Origin of the sequence: Vulcaniibacterium tengchongense (genome assembly GCF_003814555.1) — a bacterium.
GTDB lineage: Bacteria > Pseudomonadota > Gammaproteobacteria > Xanthomonadales > Xanthomonadaceae > Vulcaniibacterium > Vulcaniibacterium tengchongense.
In genome coordinates, this window is sequence record NZ_RKQN01000002.1 from 694,259 (window position 1) to 715,263 (window position 21,005).

Sequence of the window (21,005 nt, forward strand, 5' to 3'; positions counted from 1 at the left end):
CGGTCAGAACTTGAACTGGAACGACGCCATGTAGCGGCGGCCCGTCGTATAGCGGTTCAACGGATGGGTCTTGTCCAGCTTGCCCGACGCGTCGACCTGGTACTGGCCGTATTCCTCGTCGGTCAGGTTCATCGCGTCGAACGAGATCGAGTAGTGGTCGTTGAACCTCCAGCCCAGGCTGAGGCCCACGTCGGTGTAGTCGTCCACCGCCGCCGGCGGCGCGCCGGCGACATAGCCGCCGGCGAGGTACTCGTCGCGCCAGTTGTAGGTCACGCGCGCCGTGAACGGCCCCTTCTCGTAGTACGGGCTGATGTTGACGGTGTTCTCCGACAGGTACGGCATCCCGGTGCCGGCGTCGGTTTCGCCGTCCGCGTAGGTGTAGTTGGCGCTCAGGCCGAAGCCGGTGTCGGCGAAGGGCTGCTGGTAGCTGAGCGTGATGCCCTTGACCTCGGCGCCGCCGGCGTTGAACGGCCGCTGGATGCTGTAGTCGCAGAAGCCATCCGCGGTGCAGCCGGTGGTCGGGTTGTTGGCGTAATTGGCCTGCCAGTTGGCCGGATCGTTGTCGCGGATCGAGTTGTACCAGCGTTCGGTGGTGGCTTCCTGGTCGATATAGTTGCTGACGTCCTTGTAGAACAGCGTCGCCGCGAGCACCGCCTCATCGGCGAAGTACCATTCCACCGAAGCGTTGTAGTTGTACGACTCGTACGGCTCGAGCTCGGCGTTGCCGCCTGCGCCGGTGAGCGTGCTGTCGTTGAGGAAGGTGTTGTTCACCATCTGGTTGTACGGCGCCCACGCGATGACCTTCGCGCCGGACAGGCGGAACAGCACGTCCGCTCCGGTGTCGAACACGACGTTGAACGACGGCAGCAGGAAATCGTGGTCGCTGCTCCTGGTCTGCCACGAGCCGGCGGGCGGCGGCAGCACCGGCGCGCCGCCGTAGTTGTAGCCGGTGGCGTCGATGTCCGTGGTCACGTAGCGCAGGCCGAAGTTGCCGCGCACCAGGTCGTTGGCGAAATTCAGTTGGACGTAGCCGGCGGTGTTGTCCTGCCGCAGCGCCCAGGTGTTGTTCAGATGGCTGCCAGGATCGCCGCCGCTGGCGAAGTCGATCGGGCTGCCTTCGACCCAGTTCCTGACGTTGCCGCGGCCCACGTAGATGTGCCGCCCGTGGTCCGGCGAGAAACCGCCGAAGCCGTCGAGGATGTCGACATATCCGATGGTGCCCACGTCCGCCAGGCTGGCGCCCGCGCGCACGCCGCCGTATACGTTCAGCTGGAAATTCTCCTCGTGCTCGTTGTAGCGCACGCCGACCAGCAACTGGTTGAAGAACCCGCCGCCGAGATTCCTGGTCCAGTCGAGTTGGCCGTAGGTGTCCTTGGCCTCGACCTGGAAGACGCCGGTGTTGCCCATCCAATCGGTGCCGCGCCAGTTGGCCGGGTCGCGCGCGGCGGCCGGATCGTCGAAGGTGATGCCCCGGTCGATGTCCCAGCTGTAGCCGCCCTGGTAAACCGGCTCGATGAACCACTGCTGCATCCGCGGGTTCTTGGACTTGCTGGCGCCGATTTGGCCGCTCAGTTCCCAGTCGCCCGCATCGAAGCTGGCGCGTGCGTCCAGACCCTTGGTGGTCACTTCGGACGACCGCACGTTGTTGTCGTAGAACGTGTTGCTGCCCGCGCCGGCATGGCCGCTGGTGACCACGCCGCCGGCGCCGACGTCGAGGCGGTCCGTCGTGCCCGGCGTGTTGGTCAGGAAGTTGTACATCGACTGGTTGTAGTTGTCGAAGCTTTCCTTGATGTACAGGCCGCTCAGCTGGAACTCCAACTCGTCGGTCGGCTTGCTCTGCAGGTTCAGCATCACGCTGTCGCGCTTGCGCTCCTGCTGGAACCAGGCGGCATTGATGAAGTTGGGCACGTCGGCGTCCGCGGGCGCGCCGACCTGGTTCGGCAGGTCGCTGGCCTTCACGTAGCCGAATACCTCGATGCCTTGCCGGTCCACCTGCTCCTCGTGGTGCTGGGCGGCGATCGTGAGGCCGAAGGTTTCGTCCGCATTCTTCCAGCTGTAGAGCAACGAGGCGTTCGGTTGCCCTTCGCTGGCCTGGTCGTTGTAGTTGTAGCCGACGGAACCGTTGATCGTGTTGGCCTCCAGGTCCAGCGGCTGGCGGCTGTGCATCAGCACCGTGCCGCCGAGGCTGCCTTCCGGCAAACGCGCCTCGGGGGACTTGTACACCTCCAGGCGCCCGATGATCTCGGACGCGATCAAGGTATGGTCGAAGCCGCGGCTCGGATTCTCGCCGTACAGCCAGATCGTCTGCGCGACCGGATGGCCGTCGAGGAAGGTCAGGTTGAGGCTCGGGTCCGTGCCGTCGATGCTGACGCGCTCGCCTTGGCCGAAGCGGCGGTCGAGCGTGACGCCCGGGATTTGCGCCATCGCCTCGGCGACGTTCGTGTTCGGGAAGTCGCCGATGTCCTCGGCGGTCAAGGCCTCGACGACGGCGTCGGCGTTGCGCTTGGTCTCCAGCGACTTCATCAGGCTGGCGCGGATGCCGGTGACGACGATGGTGTCCAGGTCGGTCGGGTCCTGGTCGGCCGCGGCGGGCTGCGCCGCGGTGGCCTGGGGCGCAGCGGCCTGCTGCGCGGTCGCGGTGCCGGCGACGCCGGCGAGGGCCGCGAGGATACTGGCCGATAGCAAGGTCTTGCGGACGTTCATTGCGCTCTCTCCCACTGGCTGTGTGCGATCCCGCGGTCCCGGTCTTGGCGCCGGCGTGGCGGGTCCGGTTTCAATCCGTGTCTTCCCGCGCGGGCGCCGGCCGGTCGTCGCCGACCGGCGCGCTTGGGCGCTCGTGCGCGTGCTCCAGGTACCAGCTGGCGGCGCCGATCACCCCCAGCCGGTCGTTCTCGATCAGCCGCACCGGCACGCGCTCCAGCGCGGCGCGCATCACGCCCTTGTCGAGCAGGCGCGCGTGGAACGCGCTGTGCGGCAGGAAATCCTTCAGCTGCGGCACGATGCCGCCGGCGATGAACACCGCGCGCGCGCTGCTGAGCACCGCCAGGTCGCCGATCACGCTGCCGAGCAGGGCGCAGAAGGTCTGCACCGCTTCGGCCGCGGCCGGGTCGCCGGCGCGCGCGGCGGCGCTGATCGCGGCCGGCGCGCGCAGCGTGGCCACGGCGCCGTCGAGCGCGCAGATCGCCTGGTACAGGTTGACCAGGCCCGGGCCGGACACCGCCTGCTCGGTGGCCACGTGCGTGCCGCCGCCGCGCCGCTGCAGCCAGTGCAGGATCGCGATCTCGCGCGCGGTGCCCGGCGCGAACGCGGTGTGCCCGGCCTCGGTCGGCAGCACCACGACCTCGCCGCGGTGCGGGATGCGCACCGCCGCGCCCAGGCCGGTGCCGGGGCCGACCACCAGCACCGGCCCCGGCGCCGCCGTGTCGATGCCGGGCGTCAGCAGCGTCGCCTCGTCGGCGTTCATGCACTGGGCCGCGTGGGCGGCGGCCTGGAAGTCGTTGACGAAGCGCAGCTCGCGCAGGCCGAGCCCGCGCCGCAGTTCGGACAGGCGGATCGGCCAGAGCAGGTTGGCGTTGACCACCTCGTCGTCGAGCGCCACGCCGGCGCAGGCGACCGCGACCCGGTCGACGCCGGCGCTGCCCGGTTCGGAGTCGATGAAGTCGGCGAGGATCGCGGCCAGCCCCGGATGGTCGGCGCAGGCGTACTTGCGGTGGGCGAGCACCTCGATGCGGCCGCCCGCGCCCGGCCGCACCAGGCCGACCCGGGTATGGGTGCCGCCGACGTCGGCGGCGAGGAAGCGGGCGTCGCCGTGGCGCGCCTGGGTGCGGGCGTTCATCGGCGCGCGCCGCTGCCTGCGCGTGGTGCGCATCGGCTCCACCGGTACCGCGCCGCCCTGGACTGCCACCGCATGCTTCCTCCGTCGCACCGGCTCCCCGCCGGCGCGGCCGAGAGTGCGGCGCCGATGACAACGTTGTCAACAGAGGCCCAGAATCGACGCGGCGAATTCCGCGTACAAGGCGACGAACGGTCGAATCCTGCTGCGGCGCAACACGCCCCTGCGTGGCTTCGAGGCCGCCACGGCCGCGGCCCAGGGCTGGCGCTGGCGCACCGCGGCGACATGTGACAACGTTGGCCCCGGAGCGCCGCACGGGTCATCGGCGCCGCACATCTCGGGAGGGAGCACATGAGCACCGCACCGGCCGCCGCGCCGCGCTACGGGTCGATCGCGATCGTCGGCCTGCTGTTCTTCATCTTCGGCTTCGTCACCTGGCTCAACGGCCCGCTGATCGCCTTCGCCCAGCTCGCCTTCGACGTGAGCGAAAGCGCCGCGTTCCTGATCCCGTCCGCGTTCTACATCTCCTACTTCTGCCTGGCCCTGCCCTCGTCGCTGATCCTCAAGCGCACCGGCATGAAAAAGGGCATGGCCCTGGGCCTGCTGCTGATGGCCGCCGGCGCGGCGGTGTTCGGCCAGTACACGACGCAGCGCTGGTATCCGGGCGCGGTCGGCGGCGTCTTCGTGATCGGCGCCGGCCTGGCGATCCTGCAGACCGCGGTCAATCCCTACATCAGCATCCTCGGCCCGATCGAAGGCGCGGCGCAGCGCATCGCGGTGATGGGCATCTGCAACAAGGTCGCCGGCGTGCTGGCGCCGTTCGTGATCGGCAAACTGGTGCTGCACGGCATGGGCGACCTGTCCAGCCAGGTCGCCGGCGCCGACCCGGCGACCAAGCAGGCGCTGCTGGACGAGTTCGCCGCGCGCATCCACGACCCGTACCTGCTGATGGCCGGGCTGCTGGCGCTGCTGGGGGTGGCGATGCTGTTCTCGCCGCTGCCGGAAATCCGCGCCGAGGAGGCCAATGCGGCGCCGGCGGACGACGGGAGCATGGGGGCGTCCGGCGCCAAGGCGAGCCTGTTCCAGTTCCCGCACGTGTGGCTGGGCGCGCTGTGCATCTTCGTCTACGTCGGCGTGGAGGTGATCGCCGGCGACGCGATCGGCGTGTACGGCCAGGCGCTCGGCCTGCCGCTGGACGAAACCAAGTTCTTCACCTCGTTCACCCTCGCGGCGATGCTGCTGGGCTACCTGGTCGGCCTGGTGGCGATCCCGCGCTTCGTCTCGCAGCAGGCCTACCTGCGCTGGTCGGCGATCCTGGGCGTGCTGCTGGTGCTGGGCGCATCGGCGACGGACGGCTACGTCTCGGTCGGCTTCGTCGCCGCGCTGGGCTTCGCCAACGCGATGATGTGGCCGGCGATCTTCCCGCTGGCGATCGCCGGGCTCGGCCGCTTCACCGAGTACGGCTCGGCGCTGCTGATCATGGGCATCGCCGGCGGCGCGGTGATCCCGCAGCTGTTCGTCTGGCTCAAGCAGCACCACCATTTCCAGGCGGTGTTCGCCCTGCTGATGATCCCGTGCTACCTGTACATCCTGTATTTCGCGGTGCGCGGCCACCGCGCCGGCCTGGCGCGCACGCCTGCGGCGGCGGCCGCGGCCGCGCCGCACGGATGAGCGTTCCACACGCCGCCGTAGGTCGCTCGCGGCGCGCCCGCGGCTGGTAGGCTAACCGCCGAGTCGCCGCGCCGTTCCCCGCGGCGCGTTCGCCGGCAATGCGAGGCAACGTGCGCAGACCCACCATCAAAGACGTCGCCGAGCGCGCCGCGGTGTCGCTCAAGACCGTCTCGCGCGTGATCAACGACGAACCCAGCGTGCAGGCGCGCACCCGCGACCGGGTGCAGCAGGCGATCGCCGAGCTCGGCTACCAGCCCGACCCGTCCGCGCGCAGCCTGCGCAGCGCGCAGCCGTACGCGCTCGGCCTGGTCTACGACAACCCCAACCCGTACTACGTGATCGCGGTGCAGAACGGCGTGCTGTCGGTGTGCCGCGAGACCGGCTACGGCCTGCAGATCCATCCCTGCGATTCGTCCTCGCCGAATTTGGCGCAGGAGCTGATCGGGCTGGTCCGGTACTCGCGCCTGGCCGGGCTGGTGCTGGCGCCGCCGATGTCCGAGCGCCACGCCCTGGTCGAGGAACTGGTCGCGCACGGCGTGCGCCTGGTGCGCATCGTCTCCGCGGCCAGCGACCCGCAGGACGGCAGCGCCTGCGTGTTCGTCGACGACCGCGACGCCGCCTACGACATCACCGAGCACCTGATCCAACTTGGCCACGCGCGCATCGGCTTCCTCTGGGGCGGCAAGTCGCACGGCTCCTCGTGGGAGCGCTACAAGGGCTACGAGGACGCGCTGCGCGACTACGGCATCGCCCTGGATCCGGAGCTGGTGGTCGAGGGCGACTACTCGTTCGACGACGGCTTCCGCGGCGCGCGCCGGCTGCTGGCGCTGCCGCGGCCGCCGACCGCGATCTTCGGCAGCAACGACGAGATCGCCGCCGGCGTGCTGGCCGCGGCCAAGTCCAGCGGCCTCAACGTGCCCTACGACCTGTCGATCGCCGGGTTCGAGGACAGCCCGTTCTCCAAGCAGAGCTGGCCGGCGCTGACCACCGCCAAGCAGGCCACCGAGGAGATCGCCCGCCACGCCGCGCGCCGCCTGCTGCAGGAGATCCGCGAGCAGCCCGCGCGCAAGCCCCTGGCCAACGAAGGCTTCAGCCCCGAACTGGTGGTGCGCGGCTCGACCGCGCCGCCGCGGCCGCGCTAGCGGGCGGATGAAGGCGCCCGCTGAGGCGCATGCGCTTGGGAGATCTGAGCCGAATGTACAGGGGCGCTAAAGCCGCGCTGCGACGTGCCTCCGGGGGAAGCCGGGGCAGCTCACGAGGCACGTCAGTCGCCGTTGAAGCTGGCTCGCATCGTAGTTCCGGAACCCGTTCTGCCAGATCCCGCTCTCCGCATCGTAGTACCGCCCAGGAAAGCCCAGGTTCAGCCCGCCGATGCCGTCCTGGACGACGACCCGGCCGAACGCGTAGTTGTTCGCACGGCACACGTTCGCTTTCGCGGCGTGGGACACCCGCTCCGGCCGGCCCAGATGATCGGTGGGCACCGCGTAGACCTGATTGTCGCCGCTGTTCACCAGGCCGACCAGCTCGCTGCCCAGCCGCAGGTAGTTCCTCCAGGCGTTGCGGCTCCAGTCGTACTCGGCCGGCAGCTGCCCGTCCACGCCGCAGATGAAGCCCGTCGCGTTCGGGCTGCCGCGGGTCCTGTACGTGCGCCGGCCCAATGCGTTGACCCAGTAGTACGTCGTCGTACCGTCCTTGGTCGCACTCGCCAGGCGATTGAACCCGTCGTAGGTGTAGGTCGCATCGCCGTTGGCGGTGACGTTGCCGTTCGCGTCCAAGGCGAAATTCCGCGGCCGCGCGCCCGTCATCGCCAGCAGCTTGTTGCTGGCGTAGTCGACCGTGTTGCGCCGCGAGCCGCTGCGCCGGTTACGCCCGCAGCATCGACGCCGCGCGGGCGAGGGCCTCGATGGCGCCCCATTCCCCGGCGGCCAGCAGCTTGGACGGGGTCAGCCAGGAGCCGCCGACGCAGGCGACGTTGGGCGTGGCGAGGTAGTCGCGGGCGTTGTGCGCGCCGATGCCGCCGGTGGCGCAGAAGCGGATCTCCGGCAGCGGGCCGTGCAGCGCGCGCAGCGCGGCGGCGCCGCCGGCGGCCTCGGCGGGGAAGAACTTCTGGAACACGAAGCCCTGCTCGGCCAGCGTCATCGCTTCGCTGGCGGTGCCGGCGCCGGGCAGCCACGGCAGCGCGGACGCCTGCGCCGCGGCGACGAGGGCGGGCGTCGCGCCGGGCGACACCGCGAACTTGGCCCCGGCCTTTTCCGCGTCGGCCAGGTCCTGCGGCTTGCGCACCGTGCCGACGCCGACGATCGCGCCTTCGACTTCGCCGGCGATCGCGCGCACCGCGTCCAGCGCGGCGCGGGTGCGCAGGGTGATCTCGATCGCCGGGATGCCGCCGGCGACCAGCGCGCGCGCCAGCGCCACCGCATGCCTGGCGTCTTCGATCACCACCACCGGCATCACCGGCGACACGTGCAGCACGTTTTCGAGCAGGCCCATCTTGGTCTCCAAGGTTGACGGCGCCGCGGCGGGGTGCCGGGCGCGGGAATGCGGTGCGGTAGCCGCGCCGGTTCGCGGCCCGGCATGCGCCGCGCCCGGTCGCGCCTCCTGATCGGCGGGCACGCGGGCGCGCGGGCCTTCGCCAGGCCGCGCGCGGACGCGGGCATGTCTCCGGTCGCGTTCGCTCACGGCCGCGACACGACCTCGTCCAGGCTGCGCAGCAGATCGCCGGGATCCTCGTACACCCGGTAAGCGCCGGCGCGTTCGAGTTCGTCGCGGCCGTAGCCGCCGGACAGCAGGCCGACGCCGAGCGCGCGGGCGCGCTGCGCGGCGAGCAGGTCCCAGATGCTGTCGCCGACGACCACGGTGTGCTCGATCGGCACGCCGAGGCGCCCGGCCGCGGCCAGGAACAGGTCCGGGTCGGGCTTGGCGTGGCGCACCTGGTCGCGGGTCACCACCGGCACGCGCTGCGGGTCGACGCCGAGCGCCTCGAGGTTGTGCCGCGCGGTCTCCATGCGGCCGCTGGTGGCGATCGCCCAGGCGGTGCCGGTCTCGGTCAGCTGGCGCAGCAGCTCGCGCGCGCCGGGCAGCGGCCGCACCGAGGCGGACAGCCGCGCATAGGCCTCGGCGTGGCGCCGGCGCATGCGTTCCAGGCGCGCCTCGTCGAGGTCGTGGCCGATCTCACGCAGCAGCATGCGCGCGAACAGGCCGCCGCTCATGCCGATCTTGCGGTGGATGCGCCAGATCGACAGTTCGATGCCTTCGGCGTCGAGCGCCTCCTTCCACGCCAGCACGTGCTGGTAGACGCTGTCCACCAGGGTGCCGTCGAGATCGAACAGGAAGCTGTTGCGCATCGCGGGGCTCATCGTGCGTTCTCCTCGTGTCGCGGCTCGCGCGCCGGACCGCTGCGGCCCATTGGGCCGCAGGCGGCGTCGAACGGGCGAGAAAGCGCGGCCGACCGCGGCCGGCGCCGGAGCGGGGAGCGCTCGGGAACGGCGCGCATCCGCCCGCCTCAGAACACGCTGGCGCCGCGGTCGGCGGCGCCGACCGCTTCGCGGAACAGCGCGAACAGTTCGCGGCCCATGCCGCTGCCGTGCGCGGACAGGTCGGCGGTGGCCGGCGCGCGCGCGGCCCATTCGGCGGCGTCGACCCGGGCCTCGAGCGTGCCCGCGCGCGCGTCCAGGCGCACCACGTCGCCGTCGCACAGGCGCGCGAGCGGGCCGCCGCTGGCCGCCTCGGGGCTGACGTGGATCGCCGCCGGCACCTGGCCCGAAGCGCCGGACATGCGCCCGTCGGTGACCAGGGCGACGCGGTGGCCGCGCTTCTGCAGCACGCCCAGGATCGGGGTGAGCTGGTGCAGCTCGGGCATGCCGTTGGCCTTGGGGCCCTGGAAGCGCACGACGACGACCACGTCGCGGTCGAGCTCGCCGCGTTCGAAGGCCTGCTTGACCTCGCGCTGCTCGGAGAAGATCCGGCACGGCGCCTCGATCGCGAGGCGGTCCTCCGGCACCGCCGAGACCTTGATCGCGGCGGTGCCGAGATTGCCGCGCAGCACGCGCAGGCCGCCGTCGCGGCGGAACGGCTCGGCGACAGGGCGCAGCACGTCCGGATCGGCGCTTCGCTTCGCCGCCGGCACGAACTCGACGCGGCCGTCGGCGCCGAGCCGCGCCTCGACGCGGTAGCGCGCGAGGCCGGGGCCGGCGATCGTCTCGACGTCGGCGTGCAGCAGGCCGGCGTCGAGCAGTTCGCCGACCAGGAAACCGAGCCCGCCGGCGGCGTGGAAGTGGTTCACGTCGGCGCTGCCGTTCGGGTACACGCGGGCCAGCAGCGGCACCACCGCGGACAGCGCGTCGAAATCCTCCAGGCGCAGTTCGATGCCGGCGGCGGCGGCGATCGCCACCAGGTGCAGCAGGTGGTTGGTCGAGCCGCCGGTGGCGTGCAGGCCGATCACGCCGTTGACGATGGCGCGCTCGTCGACGATGCGGCCGATCGGGCGGTAGTCGTCGCCGAGCGCGGTGATCGCCGCGGCGCGGCGCGCGGCCTCGCGGGTCAGCGCGTCGCGCAGCGGCGTGTTCGGATGGACGAAGCTGCTGCCCGGCAGGTGCAGGCCCATCAGCTCCATCAGCATCTGGTTGGAATTGGCGGTGCCGTAGAAGGTGCAGGTGCCGGGGCCGTGGTAGCTGCGCGCCTCGGCTTCGAGCAATTCCTCGCGCGTGGCCTTGCCCTCGGCGTAGCGCTGGCGCACGCGCGACTTCTCGTCGTTGGGCAGGCCCGAGGTCATCGGGCCCGCGGGCACGAAGATCGCCGGCAGGTGGCCGAAGCCGAGCGCGCCGATCATCAGGCCCGGCACGATCTTGTCGCACACGCCCAGGTACAGCGCGGCGTCGAACATGTCGTGCGACAGCGCGACCGCGGTGGACAGGGCGATCACCTCGCGCGAGAACAGCGACAGTTCCATGCCGTCGCGGCCCTGGGTCACGCCGTCGCACATCGCCGGCACGCCGCCGGCGACCTGCGCGGTGGCGCCGGCCTCGCGCGCGGCGTCCTTGATCAGCGCCGGGAAACGCTCCAGCGGCTGGTGCGCGGAGAGCATGTCGTTGTAGGCGGTGACGATGCCGAGGTTCGGCGCGACGCCGCCGCGCAGCATGGCCTTGTCCGCAGCGGGGCAGGCGGCGAAGCCGTGGGCGAGGTTGCCGCAGGCCAGCCGCGCGCGGTGCGGGCCGCGCCCGGCGGCCGCGTCGATGCGCGCCAGGTAGGCGGCGCGGCGCTCGCGGCTGCGTTCGCGGATGCGTTGGGTGACTTCGGCGATGACGGGATGCAGGGGGGACATGCGAAGCTCTGTCTCTATCCCCTCCCCCGCCTGCGGGGGAGGGCCAGGGTGGGCGCGGACGAAGCGCCGATGCCGCGTGCGCACTGGAACGTTGCGGGCGCCTTGCCCCTGGCCCCGCTTTCGCCCGCGCGCGGGAGCAGGGGCCCGGGGCGCGGTGCGGTCACGGGCACCAGTACAGCAGCGGCGGCTGCGGCGCGCCGGCCAGCACCGCGCGGATCGGCAACGGCGAGCGCGGGTCGCGGGCGGCGCCGTCGAGCACCTCGCGCTTCTTCGCGCCCTCGATGTGCAGGTACAGCGCCGGCGCGGTGAACAGCGCGCTCAGGGTCAGGGTCATGCGCGGCTCCGGCATGGCCGCGGTGCGCACCGCCAGCACCGGCGCGCGGCCGCTCGGCTGCAGGCCGATCTCGCGCAGGCCGGGCCGGTCCGCGCCGAGGTCGGGGAACAGCGAGGCGGTGTGGCCGTCCTCGCCCATGCCGAGCACCGCCACGTCCAGCGGCAACGCGCGGTTGGCGACCTCGGTCAGCACCGGCAGCAGCGCCGCTTCCGGGCCCGGCGCCGGCCGCCACAACGGCAGCAGCGTGGCCTGGGCGGCGGCGCCCTGCAGCAGGGTCTCGCGCAGCAGGCGCGCGTTGGCGCGCGGATGCTCCGGCGGCACCCAGCGCTCGTCCGCGGGCACCACCCGCACGCGCGTCCAGTCCAGCGTCTGCCTCGACAGCTCGGCGAGGAACGCGCGCGGCGTGTTGCCGCCGGACAGGGCGATGCGCGCCTCGCCGCGGCGGGCGATGGCGCCGCGCAGGTCGGCGGCGACCGCGCGCGCCAGCGCCGCGGCCAGGGCGGCGCCGTCGTCGAACAGGTGTTCGCGCAACGGCAGCGGATCGGGCGTCAGCACGGTCAGTCGCTCCGCGGTCTTAGCCTGCGTCTTCATGCCAGGTTCTCCCGTCGCGTTCGATCAGGGCCACCGCGGCGCTGGGGCCCCAGCTGCCGGCGGTGTAGGGTTTGGGCGCGTCGCCGCTCTTCTCCCAGGCGGCGCGGATCGGGTCGATCCAGGCCCAGGCCGCCTCGACCTCGTCGCGGCGCATGAACAGCATCGGGTTGCCGCGCACCACGTCCATCAGCAGGCGTTCGTACGCCTCCGGCTGGCGGCCGCCGAAGGTCTCGGCGAAGCTCAGGTCCATCGGCACCCGGCGCAGGCGCAGCCCGCCCGGCCCCGGCACCTTGTTCATCAGCCACAGCTTCACGCCTTCGTCGGGCTGCAGCCGGATCACCAGCTGGTTCGGCGCCAGCGCCGCCGAATCGCCGAGGCCGTCGAAGATCGAGTGCGGCACGCGGCGGAAATTGACCACGATCTCCGACATGCGCTCGGCCAGGCGCTTGCCGGTGCGCAGGTAGAACGGCACGCCGGACCAGCGCCAGTTGCGCACTTCGGCCTTCAGCGCGACGAAGGTCTCGGTGCGCGAATCGTTGCGGCCGAGTTCCTCGAGGTAGCCCGGCACCGGCCGGCCCTCGACCGCGCCGGCGCGGTACTGGCCGCGCACCGTGAGCTGCGCGGCCGAACCGTTCTCGATCGGGCGCAGCGCGCGCAGCACCTTGAGCTTCTCGTCGCGGATCGCGTCGGCCGCGAGCGAGGCCGGCGGTTCCATCGCCACCAGGCACAGCAGCTGCAGCAGGTGGTTCTGGACCATGTCGCGCAGCGCGCCGGAGCCGTCGTAGTAGCCGGCGCGGCGTTCCAGGCCGACGGTCTCGGCCACGGTGATCTGCACATGGTCGATGTGCTCGGCCTTCCACAGCGGCTCGAACAGCGCGTTGCCGAAGCGCAACGCGATCAGGTTCTGCACCGTCTCCTTGCCGAGGTAATGGTCGATGCGATAGATCTGCCGCTCGTCGAACACCTGGCCGAGCGCATCGTTGATCGCCACCGCGCTCGCCAGGTCGTGGCCGATCGGCTTCTCCACCACCACCCGGGTGTTGGCGCCGGCCAGCCCGGCCGCGCGCAGGCGCTCGCCGACGCTGCCGAACAGCGCCGGGCCCACGGCCAGGTAGAACACGCGCGCGCGCGCCTCGTCCGCGAGTTCGGCGGCCAGTTCGGCCCAGCCGGCCTCGGCGCTCAGATCCAGGCGGCGGTAATGCAGCAGGCCGAGGAAGGCGTCGAGCGCCGCCGGCGCGCGCGGGTCCTCCAGCAACACCTGCTGCAGCGCCTCGCGCACCCGGCCGCGGTAGGCCTCGTCGCTCTGGGCGTCGCGGGCCAGGCCGAAGATGCGGGTGCCGGCGACGATCTGGCCGTCGACGTAGCGATGGAACAGCGCCGGCAGCAGCTTGCGCAGGGCCAGGTCGCCCGTGCCGCCGAAGATGATCAGGTCGAAGGGCGCCATCGGCGCGACGGCAGCGGTCACGGAGCTCTCCAGCGGACTTGAGACCAGTAGCATACCAGCGACGATACCACTGCAATACCAGCGGCGCAATCGCGCAACCAGGAGGAGCCCGGCAAAGAGACGAGGAAGGGCTGCTTCGCCCGCTCCGCCGTCTCCCGCGAGGGCGGGAACCCCAGGCCGTATGCCTCTGGGCGCCCCGCTGCCCACTAGCAGGAATGACCGCAGGCCGGGCGCCCCTGCTGCGTACGGGGCGGCCGCAGGCGAACGCCTTCCAGGGAGAGGGGGGGCACCGGTGACCACGGAATAGGCTTGCCTGCGATCAGGTCGCGAAGCCACCGGCGCCCCGCGGCCGCGGAACGACGGTGCCCCACGCAAGCCCTGCTCGCCCCCTGGTTCCTCCGCTCCGTTCCTCCGCACCCGTTCCTCTTCATCCTCCCCGCCGTTCACGCCGCTTGCCGCCTCTGGTATCTAACTGGTATTATCTCGCCGATGCAGGCCTATCTGGTCAACGAGTTCCGCCGCCAGTGCGCCGCGCGCCGCGCGCCGGCCTACGAGCACCTGCGCCGCACCCTCCAGCACGCGATCGAGAACGGCGAGGCCGCGCCGGGCCAGGCGCTGCCGGGCGAGCGCGAGCTCGGCAAGCTGCTCGAGCTGTCGCGGGTCACGGTGCGCAAGGCGATCGCCGGCCTGGTCGCCGACGGCCTGCTGGTGCAGCGCCAGGGCGCCGGCACCTTCGTCGCCGAGCGCATCGTCAAGTCGTTCTCCAAGCTGACCAGCTTCACCGACGACCTGCGCGCGCGCGGGCTGGATCCGAAGTCGGTGTTCCTCGAGCGCGGCACCGGCGAGGTCACGCCCGACGAGGCGATGGCGCTGAACCTGTCGCCGGGCGCGCAGGTGGTGCGCTACTACCGCCTGCGCGTGGCCAACGGCCAGGCGCTGGCGCTGGAGCGCACCGTGGTGCCGCAGAGCGTGCTGTCCGATCCGGCGCTGGTCGAGAACTCGCTGTACGAGGCCTTCGCCAGGCTCGGCCTGCGCCCCACCCGCGCCCTGCAACGGCTGCGCGCGATCGCGTTCGACGCCGAACAGGCGCGGCTGATGCAGCTGGCCGAGGGCAGCCCCGGCTTGTTCATCGAGCGCCGCACCTTCCTCGACGACGGCCGCGTGGTCGAATACACCCGCTCGTTCTACCGCGGCGACGCGTACGACTTCGTCGCCGAACTGCAAAGCGAATAGCGCGGGATGAGGGGACGAAGCGAGGGACCAGAAAGGCGGGGCGGCTTCCTCGGCCTCGCCCCGCCCGTCCCTCGCCTTCCTCCGCCCCCCGCTTCTCACCCACTTCACTTCCCGTTTCCCACTCCTCGATGAAGACGCCGACCGCGACCCGCATGTACGCCGAAGCGCAGGAGGCGGCCGCGGCCGTCGCGCGCCAGTTCGACGCCAACGCCGCCGCGGTCGAGGCGCTGGCCGCGCGGCTGCGCGCCCAACCGCCGCGCTTTATCGTCACCTGCGCGCGCGGCAGCTCCGACCATGCCGCCACCTACGGCAAGTACCTGTTCGAGACCACGCTCGGCCTGGTCACCGCCTCGGCCTCGCCGTCGGTGGGCTCGGTGTACGCGGTGCGGCCAAAGCTGGACGGCGCGCTGTTCGTCGCGATCTCGCAGTCGGGCAAGAGCCCGGACCTGCTGCGCAACGCCGAGATCGCCAAGGAGGCCGGCGCGCACGTGCTCGCCCTGGTCAACGTCGAGGATTCGCCGCTGGCGCGGCTGGCCGATACCGTGCTGCCGCTGCACGCGGGCCCGGAAACCAGCGTGGCGGCGACCAAGAGCTACCTGTGCTCGCTGGCGGCCTTGCTGCAGCTGGCCTCGCGCTGGTGCGGCGACGCCGCGCTGCGCGAGGCCGAGGCCGGCCTGGCGGACGCGCTCGCCGACGCCTGGGCGCAGGACTGGTCGGCGCTGGTCGGCGGCCTGCGCGCGGCGCGCAACCTGTTCGTGCTCGGGCGCGGGCTCGGCCTCGGCGCCGCGCAGGAGGCGGCGCTGAAGTTCAAGGAAACCTGCGGCCTGCATGCGGAGGCCTTCAGCAGCGCCGAGGTCAGGCACGGGCCGATGGCGATCGTCGGCCCCGGCTTCCCGGTGCTGGCCTTCGCCCAGGACGACGACACCGGCGCCGGCACCGCGGCGGTGGCCGAGGAGTTCCGCGCCCGCGGCGCGCCGGTGTGGCTGGCGCGGCCGGGCGCGCCGGGCGCCGGCGTGCTGCCGCTGCCGGCGTCGGCGCACCCGGCCTGCACGCCCCTGCTGACCGTGCAGAGCTTCTACAAGGCCGCCAACGCGCTGGCCTGCGCGCGCGGGCACGACCCGGACGTGCCGCCGCATCTGAACAAGGTGACCGAGACGGTGTGATGCCGACGCGCCTGCGTGCAAGCGAAGGCGCGCGGGGCGGACGCGCCCGCCGTGCGCCGGGGATCGCCGCGGCGTCCGCCCCCGCCCTCGCGCGCACGCGGGCAGCGGCCCCGGGCGCTCCCGTTCTCTCCACACGCGGGAGCCGGGAGAATTCCAGCCCTCTCCCGCACGGGAGAGGGGAGCCGATGAATGCCAGCCCGCTCGCGCGCGCGGGAGAAGAGGAGCCGATGCCATGACCGCCACCGCCTTCGTCAACGGCCGCGTCCTCACCGAGCGCGGCTTCGAATCCGACCTCAGCGTGATCGTCGAGGACGGCCGCATCGTTGCGGTGCTGCCGGGGCCGGCGCCGCGCGGCGCGCGCACGGTCGACCTGCAGGGCCGCCATCTCGCGCCGGGGTTCGTCGACACCCAGGTCAACGGCGGCGGCGACGTGCTGTTCAACGACGAGCCGACCGTCGACGGCCTGCGCCGGATCGCCGCCGCGCACCGCCGCTTCGGCACCACCGGGCTGCTGCCGACGCTGATCAGCGACGGCAACGCGACCATGTGCCGGGCGATCGCCGCGGTGCGCGAGGCGATCGCGCAGGGCGTGCCGGGCATCCTCGGCATCCACCTGGAAGGGCCGTATCTGAACCAGGCGCGCAAGGGCGTGCACGACCCGGCGCAGTTCCGCGTGCCCGACGCGGCCGAGCTCGACCTGGTCGCCTCGCTCGACAACGGCAAGACCCTGCTGACCCTGGCGCCGGAGCGCTTCGACCGCGTCACCCTGCAGGCGCTGGCCGCGCGCGGCGTGATCCTCAGCGCCGGCCACACCGCCGCGGACTACGCGCAGATGCGCGCCGGTTTCGCGGCCGGCGTCCGCGGCGTCACCCACCTGTTCAACGCGATGACCCCGCTGGGGAGCCGCGAGCCGGGCGCGGTCGGCGCCGCGCTCGACGACGCCGAGGCCTGGTGCGGGCTGATCGTCGACGGCCACCACGTGCACGACGCGACGCTGCGGGTGGCGATCGCCGCGCGCCCGCGCGGCAGGATGATCCTGGTCACCGATGCGATGCCGCCGGTCGGCGGCGAGCGCGAGGACTTCGCGCTGTACGGCGTGCGCATGACCTGCCGCGACGGCAAGTGCAGCACCGCCGACGGCACGCTGGCCGGTTCGGCGCTGGACATGGCCTCGGCGGTGCGCAACACCGTGCGCCGGCTCGGCCTGCCGCTGGACGAGGCCTGCCGGATGGCCGCGCAGTACCCGGCCGAGTTCCTCGGCCTGGGCGGCGAACTCGGGCGCATCGCGCCGGGCTACCGCGCCGACCTGGTCGCCTTCGACGACGACGTGCGGGTGCGCGGCACCTGGATCGGCGGCGTCGGCGGGAGCGAGTAAGGCGGGACGAAAAGCGAGCGGGCGCGCTCCGTCGTTCCCGTTCCGCTTCGTTCGTCCCGGCCCGCCGGGCGCGGGCGGGCCCGCTGCTACAATTCCGCCGTCTCCCCACGCCCGAACGCCCGCGCCGCAACCGCGCCGCGGCGCCGCCGGGTGCCCGCAGCCCATCCGCGGCCCCCGGTCGCGACGAGCCACGCCATGACCCGCACCGCCGAACCCCGCTCGCCGTCCCCGGCCGACACCGCCCCGACCCGCAGCCTGCCCGACGCCGACTACACCCTCGAGCACAAGTACACCCGCGAGCGCGGCCGCATCTATCTCAGCGGCGTGCAGGCGCTGGTGCGGCTGCCGCTGATGCAGCGGCTGCGCGACCGCGCCGCCGGCCTGAACACCGCCGGCTTCGTCTCCGGCTACCGCGGCAGCCCGCTCGGCGGCTTCGACCTGGAACTGTGGCGCGCGCGCAAGCTGCTGGAGGACGCGAACGTGAGGTTCACCCCCGGCCTCAACGAGGACCTGGGCGCGACCATGGTCTGGGGCACGCAGCAGGTGGGGCTGTTCCCCGGCGCCAAGGTCGATGGCGTGTACGGCATGTGGTACGGCAAGGGCCCGGGCGTGGACCGCTGCGGCGACGTGTTCAAGCACGCCAATGCCGCCGGCACCTCGAAGCACGGCGGCGTGCTCGCCCTGGCCGCCGACGACCACGCCTGCCGCAGCTCGACCCTGCCGCACGGCAGCGAGCACGAATTCGTCAGCGCGATGATGCCGATCCTCAACCCGGCGGGCGTGCAGGACATCCTCGACCTCGGCCTGGTCGGCTGGGCGATGAGCCGCTTCACCGGACGCTGGGTCGGCTTCAAGACGATCGCCGAGACGGTGGAGTCCTCGGCCTCGGTCGAGGTCGATCCGCTGGCGCTGCGGATCGTGCCGCCCGAGGACTTCGAGCTGCCGCCGGGCGGGCTCAACATCCGCTGGCCGGACCCGCCGCTGGAGCAGGAGCTGCGCCTGCACCGCTATGCGGTGAAGGCGGCGCAGGCCTTCGCCCGCGCCAACCGCGTCGACCGCACGGTGATCGACTCGCCGCGCGCGCGGCTGGGCATCGTCACCACCGGCAAGAGCTACCTCGACGTGCTGCAGGCGCTGGAATACCTCGGCCTGGACGAGCGCGCCTGCGCCGAGCTCGGCCTGCGCGTGTACAAGGTCGGCATGACCTGGCCGCTGGAGCCGCTGGGCATTCGCGCCTTCGCCCGGGGCCTGGACGACATCGTCGTGGTCGAGGAGAAGCACGCCTTCATCGAAAGCCAGATGAAGGAGCTGTTCTACAACTTCGAGGGCCCGCGCCCGTCGATCGTCGGCAAGTACGACGAGGCCGGCGCCTGGATCCTGCCGTCCACCGGCGAGCTGACCCCGGCGACGATCGCCGGCGTGATCGGCCGCCGCGCGCTGCGCCTGGGCCTGATCGAAGGCACCGCCGCCGAGCGCATCGAGAACGTGCTGCGCTGGATGGCCGAGAAGGAATCCGAACTGGCCCTGCCGCGCGCGCAGTTCCCGCGCGTGCCGCACTACTGCTCCGGCTGCCCGCACAACACCTCGACGGTGGTGCCGGAAGGCAGCCGCGCGCTGGCCGGCATCGGCTGCCACTACATGGTCACGTGGATGGACCGCCGCACCGACACCTTCACCCACATGGGCGGCGAAGGCGTGACCTGGGCGGGGCAGGCGCCGTTCACCGAGACCCCGCACGTGTTCCAGAACCTCGGCGACGGCACCTACTTCCACAGCGGCTCGCTGGCGATCCGCCAGTCGATCGCGGCCGGGGTCAACATCACCTACAAGATCCTCTACAACGACGCGGTGGCGATGACCGGCGGCCAGCCGGTGGACGGCAGCCTGAGCGTGCCGCAGATCGCGCACCAGGTGCGCGCCGAGGGCGTGCGGACCATCGTCGTGGTGTCCGACGACATCGCCAAGTGGAGCAAGCGCGAGATCTTCCCGGAAGGCGTGGAGTTCTTCGACCGCAAGGCGCTGGACGCGGTGCAGAAGCGCCTGCGCGACACGCCCGGCGTGACCGTGCTGATCTACGACCAGACCTGCGCCACCGAGAAGCGGCGCCGGCGCAAGCGCGGCAAGATGCCCGACCCCGCCAAGCGCGTGCTGATCAACTCGCTGGTCTGCGAAGGCTGCGGCGACTGCGGCAGGAAGTCGTTCTGCGTGTCGGTGCTGCCGAAGGAGACCGAGTTCGGCCGCAAGCGCGAGATCGACCAGTCCAACTGCAACAAGGACTTCTCCTGCGTGGGCGGCTTCTGCCCGAGCTTCGTCACCGTCGAGGGCGGCGGCCTGCGCAAGCGCAAGGGCGCAAGCGCGAAGGACCGCCTCGCCGACCTGCCGATGCCGCAGGTCGCCAGCGACCTCGCCCAGCCCTGGAACATCCTGATCACCGGCGTCGGCGGCACCGGCGTGGTCACCATCGGCGCGCTGCTGGGCATGGCCGGGCACCTGGAAGGCAAGGGCGCCACCGTGCTCGACCAGACCGGCCTGGCGCAGAAGGGCGGCGCGGTCACCACCCACGTGCGCATCGCCCGCGCGCCGGATCGACTGCACGCGGTGCGCATCGCCGCGGGCGAGGCGGACCTGGTGCTGGGCTGCGACATGGTGGTGGTCAACGACTACTGGGCGCTGTCGAAGATCCGCGCCGGCCGCTCGCACGTGGTGCTGAACAGCTACGAGGCGATGCCGGGCACCTTCACCACCCGCCCGGACATGCAGTTCCCGGCCGCCGACATCGTCGCCGCGGTGAAGCTCGCGCTCGGCGGGCGGGCGCCGATGCTGGTCGACGCGACCCAGCTCGCCACCGCGCTGATGGGCGACGCGATCGCGACCAACCTGTTCATCCTCGGCTACGCCTGGCAGCAGGGCCTGGTGCCGCTGTCGCTGGAGGCGCTGATGCGCGCGATCGAACTCAACGGCGCCGCGGTGGAGATGAACAAGACCGCGTTCGCCTGGGGCCGGCTGGCCGCGATCGACCCCGGCGCCGTCGCCGACGCCGCCGGCCTGGTGCGCACCCCGCCGCCCGCGGCCGAGGCCGCGCCCGGCGCGCTGCCGATGCTGGCGCCGCGGCCTTGGGAAGGCACCGAGTGGGGCGCGACCTCGGCGCCGCGCGACGCCGGCGGCGAAGACCCGTTGCGCCACCCGCCGCTCGCGGGCGAGGACCGGGGCGCGGCCGCCGGCGGCCTCGCCTTCCTGCCGCTGGACGACGAGCGCCTGTCGCGTTCGCTGGACGAGCTGGTCGCGCGCCGCGCCGCCTTCCTCACCGAGTACCAGAACGCGGGCTACGCCAAGCGCTACGCCGACCTGGTCGCGCGGGTGCGCGCCGCCGAGCAGGCGCGCGCGCCCGGCAGCACCGCGTTGGCCGAAGCGGTGGCGCGCTACGCGTTCAAGCTGATGGCCTACAAGGACGAGTACGAGGTGGCGCGGCTGTACACCAGCGGCGAGTTCCAGCGCCGCCTGCAGCAGCAGTTCGAGGGCGACTACCGGCTCAAGTTCCATCTCGCCCCGCCGCTGCTGGCCAAGCGCGATGCGCAGGGCCGCCTGGTCAAGCGCGAGTACGGCCCGTGGGTGTTCACCGCGTTCAAGTGGCTGGCGAAGCTGCGTTTCCTGCGCGGCACCGCGCTCGACCCGTTCGGCCGCACCGAGGAGCGGCGCACCGAGCGGCGGCTGATCGAGGACTACTTCCGCACCGTCGAACGCCTGCTGGCGCAGCTCGGCCCCGGCAATGTCGCCCTGGCCGCGGAGATCGCCTCGGTCCCCGAGCACATCCGCGGCTACGGCCACGTCAAGGAGGAGCACCTGCGCCGGGCCAAGGCGCGCGAGGCCGAATTGCTGAAGCGCTGGGACGAGCCGCTGCGGCTCGCCGCGGCGGCTTGACCGCCCGACCGCCGACCGCGGTCGGACCCATGGCCCGGGTCTTCGGCGCGCGGGCTCGCCCTGCGCGGCGGCCGGGCGGCGGCTCCTGGCGCGCCACTGCTGACGCCAGGCTGGCAGCAGCGCG

The 21,005-nt window shown here is 72.4% G+C and carries 14 protein-coding genes; 6 read left to right on the forward strand and 8 right to left on the reverse strand.

The genetic code is table 11. The features are described from left to right. Nucleotides 1-3 precede the first annotated feature (3 nt). Nucleotides 4-2,703 (reverse strand): TonB-dependent receptor, encoded by a 2,700-nt coding sequence (locus EDC50_RS09500; protein ID WP_123770225.1) that lies wholly within the window; start codon nucleotides 2,701-2,703, stop codon nucleotides 4-6. Nucleotides 2,704-2,773: 70 nt separating this feature from the next. Continuing rightward, entirely contained in the window at nucleotides 2,774-3,835 is a 1,062-nt protein-coding gene (locus tag EDC50_RS09505) for a glucokinase (RefSeq protein ID WP_123770430.1), read from the reverse strand. Between the two features lie 348 nt (nucleotides 3,836-4,183). On the opposite strand from EDC50_RS09505, the gene EDC50_RS09510 reads away from it, so the two are divergent. Beyond that, complete coding sequence (locus tag EDC50_RS09510) at nucleotides 4,184-5,503, forward strand: sugar MFS transporter (protein WP_123770226.1); 1,320 nt, start codon at nucleotides 4,184-4,186, stop codon at nucleotides 5,501-5,503. Between the two features lie 110 nt (nucleotides 5,504-5,613). After that, nucleotides 5,614-6,645 carry a LacI family DNA-binding transcriptional regulator gene (locus EDC50_RS09515; protein ID WP_123770227.1) on the forward strand — a complete coding sequence of 344 codons (1,032 nt, stop codon included), beginning with the start codon at nucleotides 5,614-5,616 and terminating at the stop codon, nucleotides 6,643-6,645. Nucleotides 6,646-6,711: 66 nt separating this feature from the next. Here the strand turns inward: EDC50_RS09515 and EDC50_RS09520 are convergent, their stop codons facing one another. From EDC50_RS09520 to zwf, 6 genes are all read right to left on the reverse strand, one after another. Then, nucleotides 6,712-7,278, reverse strand: coding sequence for an RHS repeat-associated core domain-containing protein (locus EDC50_RS09520; RefSeq protein WP_123770228.1), 567 nt, complete (start codon nucleotides 7,276-7,278; stop codon nucleotides 6,712-6,714). Between the two features lie 88 nt (nucleotides 7,279-7,366). Further along, the gene (gene eda, locus EDC50_RS09525) at nucleotides 7,367-7,993 is read right to left on the reverse strand and encodes a bifunctional 4-hydroxy-2-oxoglutarate aldolase/2-dehydro-3-deoxy-phosphogluconate aldolase (protein WP_123770229.1); all 627 of its coding nucleotides are present in this window, start codon (nucleotides 7,991-7,993) and stop codon (nucleotides 7,367-7,369) included. Nucleotides 7,994-8,178: 185 nt separating this feature from the next. Further along, a complete protein-coding gene (locus EDC50_RS09530; RefSeq protein ID WP_242003012.1) occupies nucleotides 8,179-8,859 on the reverse strand; it encodes an HAD family hydrolase in 681 nt (226 codons plus the stop codon). 146 nt (nucleotides 8,860-9,005) lie between these two features. Beyond that, nucleotides 9,006-10,823, reverse strand: a complete 1,818-nt coding sequence (gene edd, locus EDC50_RS09535) for a phosphogluconate dehydratase (RefSeq protein WP_123770230.1) — start codon at nucleotides 10,821-10,823, stop codon at nucleotides 9,006-9,008. Nucleotides 10,824-10,983: 160 nt separating this feature from the next. Then, a complete protein-coding gene (gene pgl, locus EDC50_RS09540; RefSeq protein ID WP_123770231.1) occupies nucleotides 10,984-11,748 on the reverse strand; it encodes a 6-phosphogluconolactonase in 765 nt (254 codons plus the stop codon). Continuing rightward, nucleotides 11,732-13,213, reverse strand: a complete 1,482-nt coding sequence (zwf, locus tag EDC50_RS09545; RefSeq protein WP_123770232.1) for a glucose-6-phosphate dehydrogenase — start codon at nucleotides 13,211-13,213, stop codon at nucleotides 11,732-11,734. The genes pgl and zwf overlap by 17 nt, the downstream gene beginning before the upstream one ends. 468 nt (nucleotides 13,214-13,681) lie before the next feature. Here zwf and EDC50_RS09550 point away from each other — a divergent pair, with 468 nt between their 5' ends. From EDC50_RS09550 to EDC50_RS09565, 4 genes are all read left to right on the forward strand, one after another. Then, entirely contained in the window at nucleotides 13,682-14,425 is a 744-nt protein-coding gene (locus EDC50_RS09550) for a GntR family transcriptional regulator (protein ID WP_123770233.1), read from the forward strand. Between the two features lie 128 nt (nucleotides 14,426-14,553). Further along, entirely contained in the window at nucleotides 14,554-15,588 is a 1,035-nt protein-coding gene (locus EDC50_RS09555) for an SIS domain-containing protein (RefSeq protein ID WP_242003013.1), read from the forward strand. 232 nt (nucleotides 15,589-15,820) lie between these two features. Next, nucleotides 15,821-16,963 (forward strand): N-acetylglucosamine-6-phosphate deacetylase, encoded by a 1,143-nt coding sequence (nagA, locus tag EDC50_RS09560; RefSeq protein ID WP_123770234.1) that lies wholly within the window; start codon nucleotides 15,821-15,823, stop codon nucleotides 16,961-16,963. A 195-nt stretch (nucleotides 16,964-17,158) separates the two neighbouring features. Next, the gene (locus EDC50_RS09565) at nucleotides 17,159-20,881 is read left to right on the forward strand and encodes an indolepyruvate ferredoxin oxidoreductase family protein (RefSeq protein ID WP_123770235.1); all 3,723 of its coding nucleotides are present in this window, start codon (nucleotides 17,159-17,161) and stop codon (nucleotides 20,879-20,881) included. Nucleotides 20,882-21,005 lie beyond the last annotated feature (124 nt).